The sequence below is a fragment of the Nocardia sp. NPDC055029 genome (assembly GCF_053608525.1).
The window spans coordinates 122,691-138,033 of record NZ_JBSGVQ010000008.1 but is presented as its reverse complement, the minus strand read 5'-3'; the positions used below and the strand labels follow the sequence as shown (position 1 = coordinate 138,033).

16 protein-coding genes are annotated in these 15,343 nt (G+C 67.8%); 10 read left to right on the top strand and 6 right to left on the bottom strand.

The genetic code is table 11. The annotated features are described in order from the left end of the window. The first annotated feature begins 36 nt into the window (after positions 1 to 36). Both ACWF9G_RS10465 and ACWF9G_RS10460 read left to right on the top strand, forming a co-directional pair. A complete protein-coding gene (locus ACWF9G_RS10465) occupies positions 37 to 252 on the top strand; it encodes a hypothetical protein (RefSeq protein ID WP_379306469.1) in 216 nt (71 codons plus the stop codon). A 5-nt stretch (positions 253 to 257) separates the two neighbouring features. After that, on the top strand, positions 258 to 530 hold the full coding sequence (locus ACWF9G_RS10460; protein WP_379306467.1) for a hypothetical protein: 273 nt from the start codon (positions 258 to 260) through the stop codon (positions 528 to 530). Between the two features lie 254 nt (positions 531 to 784). Here the strand turns inward: ACWF9G_RS10460 and ACWF9G_RS10455 are convergent, their stop codons facing one another. Next, entirely contained in the window at positions 785 to 1,384 is a 600-nt protein-coding gene (locus ACWF9G_RS10455) for a TetR/AcrR family transcriptional regulator (RefSeq protein WP_452514827.1), read from the bottom strand. Between the two features lie 99 nt (positions 1,385 to 1,483). Here ACWF9G_RS10455 and ACWF9G_RS10450 point away from each other — a divergent pair, with 99 nt between their 5' ends. Continuing rightward, the gene (locus tag ACWF9G_RS10450; protein ID WP_452514826.1) at positions 1,484 to 2,662 is read left to right on the top strand and encodes an FAD-dependent oxidoreductase; all 1,179 of its coding nucleotides are present in this window, start codon (positions 1,484 to 1,486) and stop codon (positions 2,660 to 2,662) included. A 56-nt stretch (positions 2,663 to 2,718) separates the two neighbouring features. Here the strand turns inward: ACWF9G_RS10450 and ACWF9G_RS10445 are convergent, their stop codons facing one another. Further along, entirely contained in the window at positions 2,719 to 4,362 is a 1,644-nt protein-coding gene (locus ACWF9G_RS10445; protein ID WP_452514825.1) for an acyl-CoA synthetase, read from the bottom strand. A gap of 61 nt (positions 4,363 to 4,423) precedes the next feature. On the opposite strand from ACWF9G_RS10445, the gene ACWF9G_RS10440 reads away from it, so the two are divergent. Beyond that, complete coding sequence (locus tag ACWF9G_RS10440) at positions 4,424 to 5,206, top strand: crotonase/enoyl-CoA hydratase family protein (RefSeq protein WP_379306459.1); 783 nt, start codon at positions 4,424 to 4,426, stop codon at positions 5,204 to 5,206. 53 nt (positions 5,207 to 5,259) lie between these two features. Here ACWF9G_RS10440 and ACWF9G_RS10435 read toward each other — a convergent pair whose 3' ends face one another. Further along, complete coding sequence (locus ACWF9G_RS10435) at positions 5,260 to 5,676, bottom strand: VOC family protein (RefSeq protein WP_379306457.1); 417 nt, start codon at positions 5,674 to 5,676, stop codon at positions 5,260 to 5,262. A gap of 150 nt (positions 5,677 to 5,826) precedes the next feature. On the opposite strand from ACWF9G_RS10435, the gene ACWF9G_RS10430 reads away from it, so the two are divergent. Next, on the top strand, positions 5,827 to 6,825 hold the full coding sequence (locus tag ACWF9G_RS10430) for a sigma-70 family RNA polymerase sigma factor (protein WP_379306455.1): 999 nt from the start codon (positions 5,827 to 5,829) through the stop codon (positions 6,823 to 6,825). Between the two features lie 13 nt (positions 6,826 to 6,838). On the opposite strand, the gene ACWF9G_RS10425 is transcribed toward ACWF9G_RS10430, so the two are convergent. Together ACWF9G_RS10425 and ACWF9G_RS10420 are read right to left on the bottom strand one after the other, a co-directional pair. After that, positions 6,839 to 8,374, bottom strand: a complete 1,536-nt coding sequence (locus ACWF9G_RS10425) for an acyl-CoA synthetase (protein WP_452514824.1) — start codon at positions 8,372 to 8,374, stop codon at positions 6,839 to 6,841. 22 nt (positions 8,375 to 8,396) lie between these two features. Beyond that, entirely contained in the window at positions 8,397 to 9,434 is a 1,038-nt protein-coding gene (locus tag ACWF9G_RS10420) for an LLM class F420-dependent oxidoreductase (RefSeq protein WP_452514823.1), read from the bottom strand. Positions 9,435 to 9,495: 61 nt separating this feature from the next. On the opposite strand from ACWF9G_RS10420, the gene ACWF9G_RS10415 reads away from it, so the two are divergent. From ACWF9G_RS10415 to ACWF9G_RS10395, 5 genes are read left to right on the top strand one after another with little or no spacing between them, the layout of a single operon-like run. After that, positions 9,496 to 10,467 carry a Zn-ribbon domain-containing OB-fold protein gene (locus tag ACWF9G_RS10415; RefSeq protein ID WP_452514822.1) on the top strand — a complete coding sequence of 324 codons (972 nt, stop codon included), beginning with the start codon at positions 9,496 to 9,498 and terminating at the stop codon, positions 10,465 to 10,467. A gap of 8 nt (positions 10,468 to 10,475) precedes the next feature. After that, a complete protein-coding gene (locus ACWF9G_RS10410) occupies positions 10,476 to 11,495 on the top strand; it encodes a thiolase domain-containing protein (protein WP_452514821.1) in 1,020 nt (339 codons plus the stop codon). Next, on the top strand, positions 11,492 to 12,661 hold the full coding sequence (locus ACWF9G_RS10405; protein ID WP_452514820.1) for a thiolase domain-containing protein: 1,170 nt from the start codon (positions 11,492 to 11,494) through the stop codon (positions 12,659 to 12,661). Before ACWF9G_RS10410 ends, ACWF9G_RS10405 begins: the two co-directional genes overlap by 4 nt. Beyond that, on the top strand, positions 12,658 to 13,548 hold the full coding sequence (locus ACWF9G_RS10400; RefSeq protein ID WP_379306443.1) for a TIGR03619 family F420-dependent LLM class oxidoreductase: 891 nt from the start codon (positions 12,658 to 12,660) through the stop codon (positions 13,546 to 13,548). The genes ACWF9G_RS10405 and ACWF9G_RS10400 overlap by 4 nt, the downstream gene beginning before the upstream one ends. Further along, on the top strand, positions 13,545 to 13,967 hold the full coding sequence (locus ACWF9G_RS10395) for a nuclear transport factor 2 family protein (RefSeq protein WP_379306441.1): 423 nt from the start codon (positions 13,545 to 13,547) through the stop codon (positions 13,965 to 13,967). Before ACWF9G_RS10400 ends, ACWF9G_RS10395 begins: the two co-directional genes overlap by 4 nt. Before the next feature lie 68 nt (positions 13,968 to 14,035). Here ACWF9G_RS10395 and ACWF9G_RS10390 read toward each other — a convergent pair whose 3' ends face one another. Beyond that, on the bottom strand, positions 14,036 to 15,334 hold the full coding sequence (locus tag ACWF9G_RS10390; RefSeq protein ID WP_379078489.1) for a cytochrome P450: 1,299 nt from the start codon (positions 15,332 to 15,334) through the stop codon (positions 14,036 to 14,038). Positions 15,335 to 15,343: the final 9 nt, after the last annotated feature.

The following is a 15,343-nucleotide window of genomic DNA, read 5'->3' as shown; positions in this document are numbered from 1 at the left end:
ACGGCAAGGTAACTTGTAGCCAAGCAGCCGGAGCCGGTGATCGCGTCAAGTGCCTACAAGCACGGCATCGACTCCGGCGACATGGTGCACGCTTTCAACAATGCGGTCGCCGCGTTCGATCTCGATGACGGTTTCATCATGCTCATCGGACCGGCAATGGACGCGACGATGCTGGAAGTCGGCTACGTGACCAGTACCGACTCCCACGTCATCATCCACGCTATGGAAGCCCGGCCGAAGTTTCTGAGGTGATGAACATGCCGCGTACAACCAAAGACATCCTCGCCCACGCCGACGACCTGGCGAGGCGATTCGAAAACTACGAGCCGCGGGCAGAAGACGAGCGCGACCCCGCCGCGCTCGCTGCCCTGCGAGCGGCTGTGGTCGCAAGGGCCGAAGCGGAACGTCAGGTCATCGACGGCGTCGCCGCCGCACGAGAGCGTGGCGTGCCATGGTCGACCATCGGCGCCGAAGTCGGCACTTCGGGCGAAGCCGCTCGCCAGAAGTACGGCCCGCTCCTCGCCTCATAACCCAATCGGTCTGCAGCCACACCTACTCGGCGAGCCGATTCAACAGATCTCGATGGCGCGTTGCGAAGTCTTCCGACAGCGCGCCCACCTGACCGTCCGCCCGCACGGCGTCAGTCTCTTCCAGCACGGGCTCAGCCGAACGTGCACCTTCCGCTAGCCGACGATTCTGCTCGCCACTCGCATGGAGCACGTGCGCTGACGCCTCGTCGAACCGGCGCTCACTATCCGCAGCTTCCCTCGGCTGGTCCACATCCTCACAGTACGCACGGCCTGTCAACCGGAGTCGAAGTCAGGTAGCGCTGGAGGGTGGGGGCGATGTCGGTGACTATTTGCGACGGCGTCAGGTCGACTACCGGGGGAATGCGCAGGACGTAGCGACATAGGGCCAGGCCGAGGAGTTGGGTGACGATCAGGGCTGCGCGGCGGGGGGCGTCGGCGGGGGTGCCGAAGCGGAGGACGGCGGGGAGGACCTGCTGGGCGAAGACCTCGCGGAAGCGGGCGGCCACCGCGTCGTCGGTGATCGAGGAGCGGAGCAGGATCAGCAGGACGGTGTTGTCGTTCTCCTCCCAGATGGTGAGGAAGCGGCGAATCACCAACTCACCCATGGTGTCCGGGTCTGCGGCGCCGAGGTCGGGAAGGTCCAGGTCGATCTGGGCGGCGGCGGCGAAGAGGCCGTCCTTGGAGCCGAAGTAGCGCATGACCATCGACGGGTCTATCGCGGCGTCGGCGGCGATGGCGCGGATGGTGGCCTTGGCGTAGCCGTCGGTGGCGAAGCGGGCGCGCGCGGCGGCGAGGATGGCGGCGCGGGTGGCGTCCGAGCGGCGGGCCGGGGTCTCCTGGTCGGCGGAAGTCATGCCAACAAGTGTAGGCCAACAACTGTTGACTTTCATCTACGGCCGGGTTTACCGTTATGCCTACAAGCGTTGGCACACACGCGTTGACCAGGAGTCGCAATGACCGCCACCTCCCTGCCCGAAGCCACTTCCGTCGTCATCGTCGGCGCGGGCCCCGCCGGTCTCACCGCCGCGATCGTGCTCGCCGAAGCGGGCGTCGACCATGTCCTCATCGATCGGCTGAGCGAGGGCGCCAACACTTCTCGCGCCGCGGTCGTGCACGCCAGGACCCTGGAGGTCCTCGACGAACTCGGCATCGCGAAGGAACTCCTCCCGCGCGGTATCCAGGTTCCCACCTTCAAGGTGCACGACGGCCCGAAAACGTTGGCCACCGTCGAATTCGGTGACCTGCCGACCGCCTACCCCTACACGCTGATGATCCCCCAGGATGTCACCGAGCAGGTCCTGCTCGACCGGCTGCACGAGCTGGGCGGCACCGTCCACCGGCCGATCACCGTCGAGCGGGTCGGCGACGAGAACGGCTGTGTCACCGTCGAATACACCACCGCCGACAACACCGCGGGCGCCATCACCGCCGACTACGTGATCGGCGCCGACGGCATGCACAGCGTGGTGCGCGAACAGGCGGGCATCGGCTTCACCGGCGACACCTACCCCGCGTCGTTCATCCTGGCCGATGTGCGGATGAGCTGGCCGACGCCGCGAACCGAAGTCTCGCTGCATCTTTCACCGGAGGGCGTCACCGTCGTCGCGCCGCTGCCCGATCCGGAGCAGGAGCGGTATCGCGTCGTCGCCACCGTCGACGAGGCACCGGAGCACCCCACCCGCGACGACATCCAGACCCTCCTCGACGCCCGCGGACCGGCGGGCGAGGTCCACGTCGACGAGGTGCTGTGGAGCTCGCGCTTCCGCGTACACCACCGCGTCGCCGACCACTACCGCGCGGGCCGCATCCTGCTCGCTGGCGACGCCGCGCATGTCCACAGCCCGGCCGGCGGGCAGGGCATGAACACCGGCATCCAGGACGCCGCGATGCTCGCCGGGCTGCTGGCGAAAGTGGCTGCCGGCGCGCCGGATTCGCTGCTGGACGAGTACGAGACCGTACGCAGGCCGGTCGCTCTCGACGTCGTCGCCTTCACCGACCGGATGACCCGCATGGCCACCCTCCAGTCGGCCCCGGCCCGCACCCTGCGCAATACCGCGATGCGCCTGCTCACCGGCATCCCCGCGGTCCGCGGCAAACTGGCCTACCAGCTCGCCGAACTCGGCAACCGCTGAAAGAAATGGGCCCTTCCGGCGACATTGCCGGAAGGGCCCATTGCTGTTCGAACCCGCTACGCGGAGCCCGCCTCGGCGTGCTCGTCGGCAGGCCGCTCCTCGGTCTGCGACTTGGCCCACCGGTAATCCGGCTTGCCCGCGGGCGAGCGCTTGATCTCGTCGACGAACCACAGGCTGCGCGGCTGCTTGTACGACGCGATCTCCTGGGCCAGCACCGGCTTCAGGTCGGCCAGACTCGGCCGCTTGCCCTCGCGACACTGCACCACCGCGACCACCCGCTGGCCCCAGCGCGCGTCCTCGACGCCGACGACCAGCGCGTCGAAGATGTCCGGATGCGCCTTGAGCGCGCCCTCGACCTCTTCGGGGTAGATCTTCTCGCCACCACTGTTGATGCTCACCGAACCACGGCCGAGCATGGTGACGGTGCCGTCCTCCTCGACGCGCGCGAAGTCGCCGGGGATGGCGTAGCGAACCCCGTTGAACTCCTTGAACGTCGCGGCCGACTTGACCTCGTCCTTGTAGTAGCCGAGCGGAATGTGCCCGCTGCGCGCCAGCAGCCCGACGACGCCGGAACCCGGCTCGACCGGATTGCCCTCCTCGTCGAGCACCTGGGTGGCCGCGTCGATCTTCACCCGCGGGCCACCGGTGTGGGTCTGGCCCTTGGCGATCGTCGCCAGGCCACCGAAGCCGGTCTCGGAGGAACCGATGGAGTCGGTGAGCAGGCGGTTGGGCAGCAGCTCGAGGAACTTGTCCTTGAGCGGCGGCGAGAAGAGCGCCGCGCTGCTGGCGAGCACGTACAGCGACGAGAGGTCATAGGGCTCACCGGTTTCCGGGTTCCCCTCCTCCAGCGCGTCGAGCATCGGCCGCGCCATCGCGTCACCGGTGATGAAGATCAGGTTGATCTTGTGCTTGTCGACGGCCTGCCAGACGCCGTGCCCGCTGAACTCGGGGATCATCACGGCCTTGCCGCCGCCGAACAGGCTGTGGAAGGTGGCCCACTGCGCGCCGCCGTGGATCATCGGCGGGATCGGGAAGCGCACCATCTGCGGGTTGGCCGCGCCGATCTTGGCCAGCTCCCACTCGTCCTTGGTGTACTCGCCGGTGATGAAGTTGATGCCGGCGCCGAGCACCCGCCACACGTCCTCGTGCCGCCACATCACGCCCTTGGGCAGGCCGGTGGTGCCGCCGGTGTAGAGCATGTAGATGTCGTCGGGCGAGCGCTCGCCGAAGTCGCGCTCGCCGGAGGACGCGGCCAGCGCCGCTTCGTACTCCACCGTGCCGGGCGAGGTCGGGGCGTCCGTGCCGTCCTCGACGACGAGCACCGTCTTCAGACCGGGCACCTTCGAGCGGACCGCCTCGACCTTGTCGGAGTAGCGACGCTCATGGATCAGCGCGACCATGTCCGAGTTGTCGAAGATGTGCAGTAACTCGTTCTCGACGTAGCGGTAGTTGACGTTGATCATCACCGCCCGCGCCTTGAAGATCGCCACCATCGCTTCGACGGCTTCGACGGTGTTGCGGGAGTAGATTCCGACTTTGTCGCCGGGTTTCACACCCTGTTCCAGCAGGTAGTGGGCCAGTTTGTTGGCCCGCTCCTCCAGTTCGGCGTAGGTCGACTCGCGATGTTCGCCGACCAGCACGATCCGGTCGGGCATCAGGTCGACGGCGTGTTCGACGAGATCGGCTATGTTGTAGCTCACAGGAACAAAAATAGAACGTGTTACTGTTTCTGACAAGGTCGAACGTCAGGAGATATCCAAAATGTCGCATTGTCTGGTCGAGAAGCGCGATCACGTCCTCATCGTCACGATGAACCGGCCGGAGGCGCGCAACGCCCTGTCGGGCGAGATGATGGCGATCATGCGCGATGCCTGGGACCAGGTGGACAGCGATCCCGATATCCGCGTCGCGATCCTCACCGGCGCGGGCGGGGCCTTCTGCGCGGGGATGGACCTGAAGGCGATGAGCTCGCAGCATCCGGGGGACACCGCCTCCGCGGGCAGCTGGGACCCGGCCTACCTCCCCGCGCTGCTGAAGGGGCGGCGACTGGCCAAGCCGCTGATCGCGGCAGTCGAGGGCCCGGCCATCGCCGGCGGCACCGAGATCCTGCAGGGCACCGACCTGCGCGTGGCCGGGGAAAGCGCCAAGTTCGGCGTCTCCGAGGCCCGCTGGGGCCTGTTCCCGCTCGGCGGTTCCGCGGTGCGGCTGGCCCGGCAGATCCCGTACACGGTGGCCGCTGATCTGCTGCTGACCGGTCGGCACATCACTGCCGCCGAGGCCAAGGAGATCGGCCTGATCGGCCACGTGGTCCCCGACGGAACCGCCCTCGACAAGGCCTTGGCGCTGGCCGGCCAGATCGCCGACAACGGCCCTCTCGCCGTCCAGGCGATGCTGCGCACGCTGCGCGAAACCGAGGCGATGCCGGAGAACGAGGCGTTCCCCATCGAGGCGAAGATCGGCATGGAGGTTTTCCGGTCAGCCGATGCCAAGGAAGGGCCGCGCGCCTTCGCGGAGAAGCGCAAGCCGAACTTCACCGGGCAGTAGTCACCGCGAACAGGGCGCGAGCCATCCGCCTCGCGCCCTGTTCGGCCGGGTGCCTACGCGCCCGGGTAGTTCATGTAGAACGGCTCCCACTGGTGACCGTCGGGGTCGAGGAACGTGCGGCCGTGCATGCCAACCTGGGCCTCCTGGGCGCGCTTGTCCTCGTTGGTCTGCTCGGTCGCGCCCGCGGCGACGGCCGCGTCGGTCAGCGCGTCGACCTCCTCGACGCTGGCCAGCGAGAGCGCGTAGCCCGCGGCGGCGGTGTTGATCGTGTCGGCGATCGGCCGAGTGCTGAATGTCGAGAAGAAGGGCTTGGTCAGCAGCATCAGGCAGATGTTGTCGTCGATGACGATGCACGACGCGTTCTGATCGGTGAAATCCTCGTTGACCTTCCAGCCGAGCGCCTCGTAGAAGCTCTTCGAGCGGTCGAGGTCGGCGACGGGGAGGTTGATGAAGATCATCTTGCTGCTCATGGGTATCAGCCTTTCGTGGCGTCGTTGCGGTCTCGAACATGTAGACGTGACGGCTCACTGGAATTCATCGCGCCGGGCAAAGTTCGCAAATCTCGCCGGTCTGTTTTCACCTCTGTCGGCTGTCGGACCCCTGTGGCATCGTGGGAAACTATGAGCGACGCCACAACCGCTACCACCGGCCCCGATCCCGCAGTGCTGGCCGAATTCGAAACCCACCGGCGCGAATTGTGCGCGTACGCCTACCGCATGCTCGGCTCCTCGTTCGAGGCCGAGGACGCGGTGCAGGAGACCTTCACCCGCGCCTGGCGCTCCTACGATTCGTTCGAGGGCCGCGCCAGTCTGCGCTCGTGGCTGTACAAGATCGCCACCAATATCTGTCTGGACATGCTCGATCGTCCGCAGAGCCGGGCAAGGCCGATGGACCTCAACGGACCGGGCCGCCCGGATTCGCCGCTGCCCGCCCCGCAGCCCGACTACGTGTGGATCGAGCCGATCCCGAACGCGCTCGCCTTCGGCGCAGACCCGGCCGAGCACGCCTCGACCAAGGACACGCTGCGCCTCGCCTTCGTCGCCGCCTGCCAGCACCTGCCCGCCACCCAGCGCGCGATCCTGATCATGCGCGAGGTGCTGCGCTTCTCCGCGGGGGAGACCGCCGAGGCGCTGATGATGTCGCCCGCGTCGGTGAACAGCGCGCTGCAACGGGCGCGCGCCACCATGTCCAAGGTGCAGCCGACCGTCACCGACGGTTTCGACGAGGGTGATCCCGAGCAGCGCAAGCTGGTCGACGATTTCGTGAAGGCGTTCGAGGCCTACGACATGGACGCGCTCACCACTCTGCTCAAAGCCGATGTGGCGCTGTCGATGCCGCCCTTCGATCTCTGGATCTCCGGGCCGGAGAATGTGGCCGCGTTCATGCTCAGCACCGGCAGCGCGTGCCGCGATTCGCGCATGGTGCCGCTGGAAGGCGCGAACGGGCTGCCTGCCTTCGGTCACTACAAGCCCAGTGGCGAGCCCGGCGTATGGGTGCCGTGGTCGATCACCGTGCTCGAGCTCGAGGGCGACACCATCTCGGGCCTGAACTTCTTCCTCGACACCGAGAAGTTGTTCCCGCTCTTCGGGCTCGCGCCGGAGTGGCGCGAAGCCGTCTGAGCGGGAACATCTTTCAGAGCAGGCGGCGCTTGTACAGCTTGCCGTTGGGGTCGCGGGGCAGCTCCGCACGGTATTCCACCGTGCGGGGCAGCTTGTACTTGGCGAGCTGACCGGCCGCGAACTCGAGAATCTCGGCGGTGAGCGCGTCGTCGCCGGCGGTACCGTCGACCGGCTGCACGAACGCCTTGACCTGCTGGCCCCAATCCGGGTCGGGCACACCGAGAACCGCCACGTCGGCCACCTTCGGGTGGCTCATCAGCACGCCCTCGATCTCGGCCGGGTAGATGTTCACGCCGCCGGACAGGATCAGGTCGGAACGGCGGTCGCAGAGGAACAGGTAGCCGTCCTCGTCGAGGTAGCCGATGTCGCCGACGGTGAACAGGTCACCGACGCGCGACTCCTCGGTCTTCTCCTTGGCGTGGTGGTACTCGAAGCTGGACGCGCCCATCCTCATGTAGACCATGCCCTCTTTGCCCGCGGGCAATTCGGTGCCGTCGGTCTCGTCGAGGATCTTGATGACCGACCACGGCCAGGCCTTGCCGACCGAACCGGGCTTGTTCAGCCACTCGGTCCCGTTGATCACCGTGCCGCCGCCCTCGGTGGCCGCGTAGTACTCGGTGACGACCGGACCCCACCAGTCGAGCATCTGCCGCTTGGTCTGCTGCGGGCACGGCGCCGCGCCGTGCACCATGCTGCGCAGCGAGGACACGTCGTAGCGGGCGCGCACGTCCTCGGGCAGGGCGAGCAGGCGATGGAACTGGGTGGGCACCATGTGACTGTGGGTCACCTGGTGGCGCTCGATCAGCGCGAGCATGTCCTCGGGATCCCACTTGTCCATGAGCACCAGCTTGTGGCCCATCTGGATCGAGATCGTCGAGAAGTTCAGCACGGCCGTGTGATAGAGCGGCGAGCCGCAGATGTGCACGTGGTCGTCGTAGGGCGCGAGCTCGAACAGGGCGAAGAAGGCTTTGTTCGGCGCGGGGACCTGATCGGGATCGGCGCCGGTCAGCGGGCGGCGAACGCCCTTGGGGCGCCCCGTGGTTCCCGAGGTGTAGAGCATCGGCGCGCCGACCGAACGCTCGTCCGGGCGGCCGGGGTCGGCGGCGCCGAGCCAGGAGACCGGCCGGAAGCCGTCGATGACGCCTGCCGAGAAGCGGGCTTCGGCGGGCAGTTCGGCGAGCTCGGCGGCCTCGGCGGCGGTGGCGGCGAACCGCTCACTGGCCAGGAAGGCCGAGGCGTCGCTGTCGCCGAGGATGTAGGCGATCTCGGGCGCGGTGAGGTGCCAGTTCACCGCGACGATGTACAGGCCCGCCTGATACGCGGCGAAGTACGCGGCGATCGCCTCCACACCGTTGTGCAGCATGCTGACGACCACGTCGCCGGTGCGCAATCCGATGCCGCGTAGTCCGTTGGCGTAGCGGTTGGCGAGGGTGGCCAATTCTCGATAGGTGATCTCCCTGCCGTCCGGGTCGACGACGGCGATCCGCTCGGGATCGGCCGCGGCGATATTCCACAGTCCGAGGACTTCCGTTGTCTGCTGGCTGCTCACCCCATCGAATTTAGAACGTGTTCTAACTCGATACAAGGGTTTGGAGACGACGCATCTGATCGGCATCCGAAACCGAGATCAGCATCATCGTCACCCCGGCGTCCTCCCATTCCTTCAACCGCGAGCGCACATGGGCCTCGTCGCCGAAGATGGCGGTGTCGGTGATCAGCTCGTCGGGCACCGCCGCGGCGGCCTCGGCCTTGCGACCCGCCTGGAAGAGAGCGGAGATCTCGTCGACCTCGGGGCCGTAACCCATCCGCTTGTACACCTGGGCGTGGAAGTTCAGCTCGGGCGCGCCCATGCCGCCGATGTAGAGCGAGGTCACCCAGCGCATCCGCTCGATCTCGCCCGCCGGATCGTCGGTGACGACCACCTGGGCGCTCGCGGCGATCTCGAAATCGGCCCTGCTGCGCCGGGCGCCCGGCCGGGCGAACCCCTCGTCGAGCCATTCGTTGTACATGCCGGCCAGGCGCGGCGCGTAGTAGATCGCCAGCCAGCCGTCGGCGATCTCGGCGGTCTGGGCGACGTTCTTGGGACCCTCCGCACCCAGCCAGATCGGCAGCTCAGCGCGCAGTGGATGCACGATCGGCTTGAGCGGCTTGCCGAGGCCGGTCGCCCCGGGCCCGGCGTAGGGCAGGCCATAGTGCTTACCGTCGGAGGTCACCGGAGCCTCGCGGGCCAGCACCTTGCGCACGATGTCGACGTACTCGCGGGTGCGCCGCAGCGGCTGGGCGAACGGCTGCCCGTACCAGCCCTCCACCACCTGCGGACCGGAGACGCCGAGGCCGAGGATGGCCCGGCCGCCGCTGAGGTGATCGAGGGTGAGCGCGTGCATCGCGGCCGCCGCGGGCGTACGGGCCGACATCTGCGCGACGGAAGTACCGAGGCGCACCCGCTCGGTCGACGACCCCCACCAGGCCAGCGGAGTGAACGCGTCCGAGCCCCACGATTCGGCGGCGAACACCGCGTCGAACCCCGTTTCCTCGGCCGCGACGACCAGCTCGCCGGCGTTGGCGGGCGGCTGCGCACCCCAGTAACCGAGTTGCAGTCCGAATTTCATGACCGACGCCCTTTCCGGCGAATCCTTGCAAGCAGAATAAGAACCTGTTCTACTCGATATCGTGACCCAGGGGAATACCGCAGTGGAAGTATTGAGTGCACCCCTCCGGGTGCAGTTCGACTACACCAGGTCCGTCGGACCTGTCATCGGCGCCTTTCTGACCGGACTGCGCGACCGCCGGATACTCGGCGTGCGCGGCAGTGACGGCCGGGTATTGGTGCCCGCGCAGGAATACGACCCGATCACCTCGGCCCCGTTGGCCGAGCTGGTCCAGGTCGAGACGACCGGCACGGTGCAGTCGTGGACATGGGTGGCCGAGCCGCTGCCCGGGCAGCCGTTCGACCGCCCGTTCGCGTGGGCTCTCGTCCAGCTGGACGGGGCCGACACGGCGATGCTGCACGCGCTGGACGTGACCGACCCGAGCCAGGTGAGCACGGGAATGCGCGTGCGGGTGCGCTGGGCCGACGAGCGCACCGGCACGATTCAGGACATCGCCTGCTTCGAGCCGGGCGAAGGCGCCGAGGTCGCGGCACCGTCCGAGGACACCGCCGAGCCGGTGACCATGCTGACCACGCCCGTCGACATGAGCTACAAACACACGGCCTCCCCGCAGGAGAGCGTCTACCTGCGCGGCCTCGCCGAGGGCAAGCTGATCGGCGGCCGTTCCGAAGCGGGCGGGCGGGTGTACTTCCCGCCGCGCGGCGCCAACCCGACCGACGGCACACCGACCGACGATCTGGTCGAGCTGCCCGACAAGGGCACGGTGACCACCTTCTGCATCGTGAACGTGCCGTTCCTCGGCCAGCGGATCAAGCCACCGTATGTGGCCGCCTACGTGCTGCTCGACGGCGCCGACATCCCGTTCCTGCACCTGGTTCTCGGCTGCGAGGCATCCGAGGTCCGCATGGGCATGCGGGTCGAAGCCGTGTGGAAGCCGCGGGAGGAATGGGGCCACGCGCTGGCCAATATCGACCACTTCCGGCCGACCGGCGAGCCCGATGCCGCGTACGAGTCCTACCAGCACCACCTCTGAGAGGCGACGTGAGTACACCAGAAATCGCGGTGGTCGGGTTCGCCCACGCACCGCACGTGCCGGAGACCTTCGGCACCACCAACGGCGTCGAGATGCTCGTGCCGTGCTTCCAGCAGCTCTACGCCGACCTCGGCATCAGCAAGACCGATATCGACTTCTGGTGCTCCGGGTCCTCGGATTACCTGGCGGGGCGGGCGTTCTCGTTCATCTCCGCGGTCGACGCGATCGGCGCGGTGCCGCCGATCAACGAGTCGCACGTGGAGATGGACGCCGCGTGGGCGCTCTACGAGGCGTGGGTGAAGCTGCTCTCCGGGCAGGCGCAGACCGCGCTCGTGTACGGCTTCGGCAAGTCGTCGGCGGGCACGCTGCGTCAGGTGCTGACCAGGCAGCTCGACCCGTATCTGGTCGGCCCGCTGTGGCCCGATTCCGTCTCGGTCGCGGGCCTGCAGGCACGTGCCGGGCTGGACGCGGGCCGCTGGACCGAGCGCGAGATGGCCGCCGTCGCCGGTGGTGACATCGAATCCCTGCTCGCCGCACCGTATGTCGCCGATCCGCTGCGCGCGCACGACATCGCCCCGATCACCGACGGCGCGGCCGCGATCGTGCTCGCTGTCGGCGATCGGGCCAGGGAGCTGTGCGAGCGTCCGGCGTGGATCACCGGCATCGCGCACAATATCGACGCCCAGGCGCTCGGTGGCCGCGACCTGACCCGCTCGCCCTCCACCACCAGGGCGGCCGCGGCGGCTACCCGCGGCAACACCTCCTTCGACCTGGCCGAACTGCACGCGCCGTTCAGCCATCAGCAGCTGATCCTGGCCGAGGCGATCGGCCTGTCTCCCGAGACCCCGGTCAACCGGTCCGGCGGTGCGCTCGCGGCCAACCCGATGTTCGCGGCAGGCCTGGAGCGGATCGGCAACGCCGCGACGGCCATCATCTCCGGCACCGCCGACCGGACCCTCGCTCATGCGACCAGCGGCCCCGCGCTGCAGCAGAACCTGGTCGCCGTTCTGGAATCGGAGGCACGATGAGCTTCCCCGCGGCGGTGCTCGGCACCGGCCAAACTCATCACGTGACGAAGCGCGCGGACGTGTCCATGGCGGGCATGTGCCGTGAAGCGATCGATCGAGCGCTCGATGACGCGGGCCTGACCATCGACGACATCGACGCCGTCGTCGTCGGCAAGGCGCCCGACTTCTTCGAGGGCGTCATGATGCCCGAGCTGTATCTCGCCGAAGCGCTCGGCGCCATCGGCAAGCCGCTGCTGCGCGTGCACACCGCGGGCTCGGTCGGCGGTTCGACCGGCGTCGTCGCCGCCAATCTGGTGCAGGCCGGCGTGCACGGCAAGGTTCTCGCGATCGCGTGGGAGAAGCAGTCGGAATCGAATGCCATGTGGGCGTTGTCGATTCCGGTGCCGTTCACCATGCCGGTCGGCGCGGGCGCAGGCGGCTACTTCGCCCCGCACGTGCGCTCCTACATCCGCCGCTCCAATGCCCCGATGCACATCGGCGCCATGGTGGCGGTGAAGGACCGGCGCAACGGCGCGAAGAATCCGCTCGCGCATCTGCACCAGCCCGACATCACCCTCGACTCGGTGCTGGCCTCCCAGATGCTGTGGGACCCCATCCGTTTCGACGAGACCTGCCCGTCCTCCGACGGCGCCTGCGCCATCGTGATCGGCAATGCCGAGGCCGCGGCGGCGGTCGAGGCCGAGGGCAAGAAGGTCGCCTGGGTGCACGGGACCGCGATGCGCACCGAGCCGACCACCTTCTCCGGTCGTGACCAGGTCAACCCGCAGGCGGGTCGCGACGCGGCCGCCGCGCTGTGGGCCTCGGCCGGGATCACCGACCCGCTCGAGGAGATCGACGTCGCCGAGATCTATGTGCCGTTCTCCTGGTTCGAGCCGATGTGGCTGGAGAACCTGGGCTTCGCCGCCGAAGGCGAGGGCTGGAAACTCACCGACAAGGGCGAGACCGAGATCGGCGGCCGCATCCCGGTCAACCCGTCCGGCGGCGTGCTCTCCTCCAACCCGATCGGCGCCTCCGGCCTGATCCGCTTCGCCGAGGCGGCCAAGCAGGTCATGGGCCGGGCCGGTGCGTACCAGGTCGAGAATGCCCGCAAGGCCATGGGTCACGCGTACGGCGGTGGCTCCCAGTACTTCTCGATGTGGGTCGTGGGAAGCGAGCGCCCGGAATGAAATTCACCCTCGGAATCGCGCTGAGCCCGCTCGACCAGCTGACCGAGCTGGCCAAGACGGCCGAAGAATGCGGGTTCACCTCGATCGGCCTGCCCGACTCGCTGTTCTACATGAAGTCGCAGGCCGCCGACTACCCGTACACCCCGGACGGCAGCCGGTTCTGGGGGCCGGAGACACCGTGGGTCGACCCGCTGATCGCCGCGGCCTCCATGGCCGCGGTGACCACGAACCTGCGGTTCTACACCAACGTCCTCAAGCTCGGCTCGCGCAATCCGCTGCTGCTGGCCCGGCAGGTCGGCTCGATCGCGAACATGTCGGGCAACCGCTTCGGCTTCGGCATCGGCATCGGCTGGGCCCCTGAGGAATTCGAGTGGTGCGGGGTGCCCTACGCCCGCCGCGGCGCGCGGGTCGACGAGATGATCGAGATCATCCGGCTCGTGCTCGACGGCGGCATGGTCGAGTACCACGGCGAGTTCTTCGATTTCGGCGAGCTGCAGATCAGCCCGGCGCCGAGCGAGCGGGTGCCGTTCTACATCGGTGGGCACACCGGTCCGGCCCTGCGCCGGGCCGCCCGCATCGGTGACGGCTGGACCTCGGCGATGATGAAGTTCGACGACCTGGTCACCACCATCGACACCCTGCGCGAGCTGCGGGCCGAGTACGACCGGTCCGAGGTGCCCTTCGAGATCCAGGCCGTGTGCATCGACAAGTTCGGTCGCGGCGGCTACCAGGATCTGGCCGACGCCGGCGTCACCGACACCATCGTGGTGCCGTGGCTGTCCGACGGCATCGGCTTCGACGGCGAGCTGGCCGCCAAGCAGGATTCGCTGCGCAAGTTCGCCGAGAAATACATCGCCGACCCGATCGTCGCGAAGGAAAAGCCATGACGGAGACAGCGGTAGACCGTTCGGCGCGCGCGGCGGGCCTGGCCTCCCAGGCCGCGGTACGCGCCAAGGACCGGGCGGCCTGGGTCGCCCTGTTCGCCGAGGACGGGATCGTCGAAGATCCCGTCGGCCCTTCGGGTTTCGACCCCGAGGGCGTCGGCCACCGCGGCCACGAGGCGATCGGCGGCTTCTGGGACAAGGCGATCGCGCTGACCGAGTCGATCGAATTCCTCTTCGAGGACTCCTTCGCCTGCGGCAACGAGATCGCCTTCACCGGAAAGATCCGCACCACCATGGCTGGCCACGTGATCGATGCCGAGGGCGTGTTCACCTACAAGGTCGACGCCGAGGGCAAGATCGCCGCGCTGCGCGCCTTCTGGGAGGTCGACCGCGCCATGGCCACCTCTCGTCGCGTGTCCTGACGACGAAGAACGAATCAGCCCCGGTACCTCTCGGTACCGGGGCTGATTTCTTATGTCCTACTCGGATCTCAGTGCGCTACCGGGCAACCCGAGGTCTTGTAGTCGACCGGCAGTTCCTTGATGCCGTTGAGCCAGCCCGAGTGCAGGCGTCGCGGGTTACCCACCTTGGTGATATCGGGCAGGTGATCGGCGATCGCGTTGAAGATCAGGTCGATCTCCAGGCGGGCCAGGTTCGCGCCGACACAGAAGTGCGCGCCGGTGCCGCCGAAGGACAGGTGCTGGTTGTCCTGGCGCATGATGTCGAACTTCTCCGGGTTCTCGAAGACGTCCTCGTCGAAGTTGGCCGAGCGGTACAGCATGACCAGACGCTGCCCCTTCTTGATCTGCACGCCACCCAGTTCGGTGTCCTCGAGCGCGGTGCGCTGGAAGGAGGTCACCGGCGTGGCCCAGCGGATGATCTCGTCGACCGCGCTGGACGGGCGCTCCTTCTTGAACAACTCCCACTGGTCGGGGTTCTCCATGAAGGCGATCATGCCGTGGCTGATGGCGTTGCGGGTGGTCTCGTTGCCTGCGACGGCCAGCACGATGACGAAGAAGCCGAACTCCTCCGGCGTGAGCGCCTCACCGTCGACGTCGGCCTCGATCAGCGTGGTGACCAGGTCGTCGGCCGGGCAGGCCTTCCTGGCCTCGGCCATCTGGTACGAGTAGCCGAGCAGCTCCATCGACGCGGCGACCGGGTCGACGTCGACATTGTCGGGATCGTCGTAGCCGGTCATGTCGTTGGACCACTCGAAGACCTTCATCCGGTCTTCCTGCGGCACGCCGATGAGCTCGGCGATCGCCTGCAGCGGCAACTCACAGGCCACCTGCGTGACGAAGTCGCCGCCGCCCGACTCGGCCGCGGCCTTCACGATCTTCTCCGCGCGCGCCGACAACTCGGCCCGCAGGCCGTTGACCGCGCGCGGGGTGAAGCCCTTGGCGATCAGCTTGCGGAGCTTGGTGTGCTCCGGCGCGTCCTTGTTGAGGATGACGAAACGCTGCAGTTCGATCTGCTCGCGCGTGATGTCGTCGTTGAAGCGCGGGATCGCGGTGTTCTCGTAGGTGGAGAACACGTCGCTGCGACGCGACACCTCCTTCACGTCGGCGTGCTTGCTCACCACCCAGAAGCCGTCGTCGTGGAACCCGCCGACGTCGGGCGACTTCGGATTCCACCAGATGGGAGCCGCGCGCCGCAGCTCCGCGAATTCCTCTGTCGGGACACGCTCGGCGTAGATAGCAGGGTCGGTGACGTCGAACCCGTCCGGCAGGTTCGGCCGGGTGCCCGTCGCTTGACCGGGGCCGGCGTGTTCGGTGCGCGGATCTACCACCAGATGTCT

Coding starts and splice junctions, on each gene's coding strand:
- ACWF9G_RS10395 (WP_379306441.1), top strand. CDS start 13,545: ATGACGGAGACAGCGGTAGACCGTTCGGCGCGCGCGGCGGGCCTGGCC.
- ACWF9G_RS10440 (WP_379306459.1), top strand. CDS start 4,424: ATGTCGCATTGTCTGGTCGAGAAGCGCGATCACGTCCTCATCGTCACG.
- ACWF9G_RS10435 (WP_379306457.1), bottom strand. CDS start 5,676: ATGAGCAGCAAGATGATCTTCATCAACCTCCCCGTCGCCGACCTCGAC.
- ACWF9G_RS10460 (WP_379306467.1), top strand. CDS start 258: ATGCCGCGTACAACCAAAGACATCCTCGCCCACGCCGACGACCTGGCG.
- ACWF9G_RS10450 (WP_452514826.1), top strand. CDS start 1,484: ATGACCGCCACCTCCCTGCCCGAAGCCACTTCCGTCGTCATCGTCGGC.
- ACWF9G_RS10420 (WP_452514823.1), bottom strand. CDS start 9,434: ATGAAATTCGGACTGCAACTCGGTTACTGGGGTGCGCAGCCGCCCGCC.
- ACWF9G_RS10400 (WP_379306443.1), top strand. CDS start 12,658: ATGAAATTCACCCTCGGAATCGCGCTGAGCCCGCTCGACCAGCTGACC.
- ACWF9G_RS10405 (WP_452514820.1), top strand. CDS start 11,492: ATGAGCTTCCCCGCGGCGGTGCTCGGCACCGGCCAAACTCATCACGTG.
- ACWF9G_RS10455 (WP_452514827.1), bottom strand. CDS start 1,384: ATGACTTCCGCCGACCAGGAGACCCCGGCCCGCCGCTCGGACGCCACC.
- ACWF9G_RS10430 (WP_379306455.1), top strand. CDS start 5,827: ATGAGCGACGCCACAACCGCTACCACCGGCCCCGATCCCGCAGTGCTG.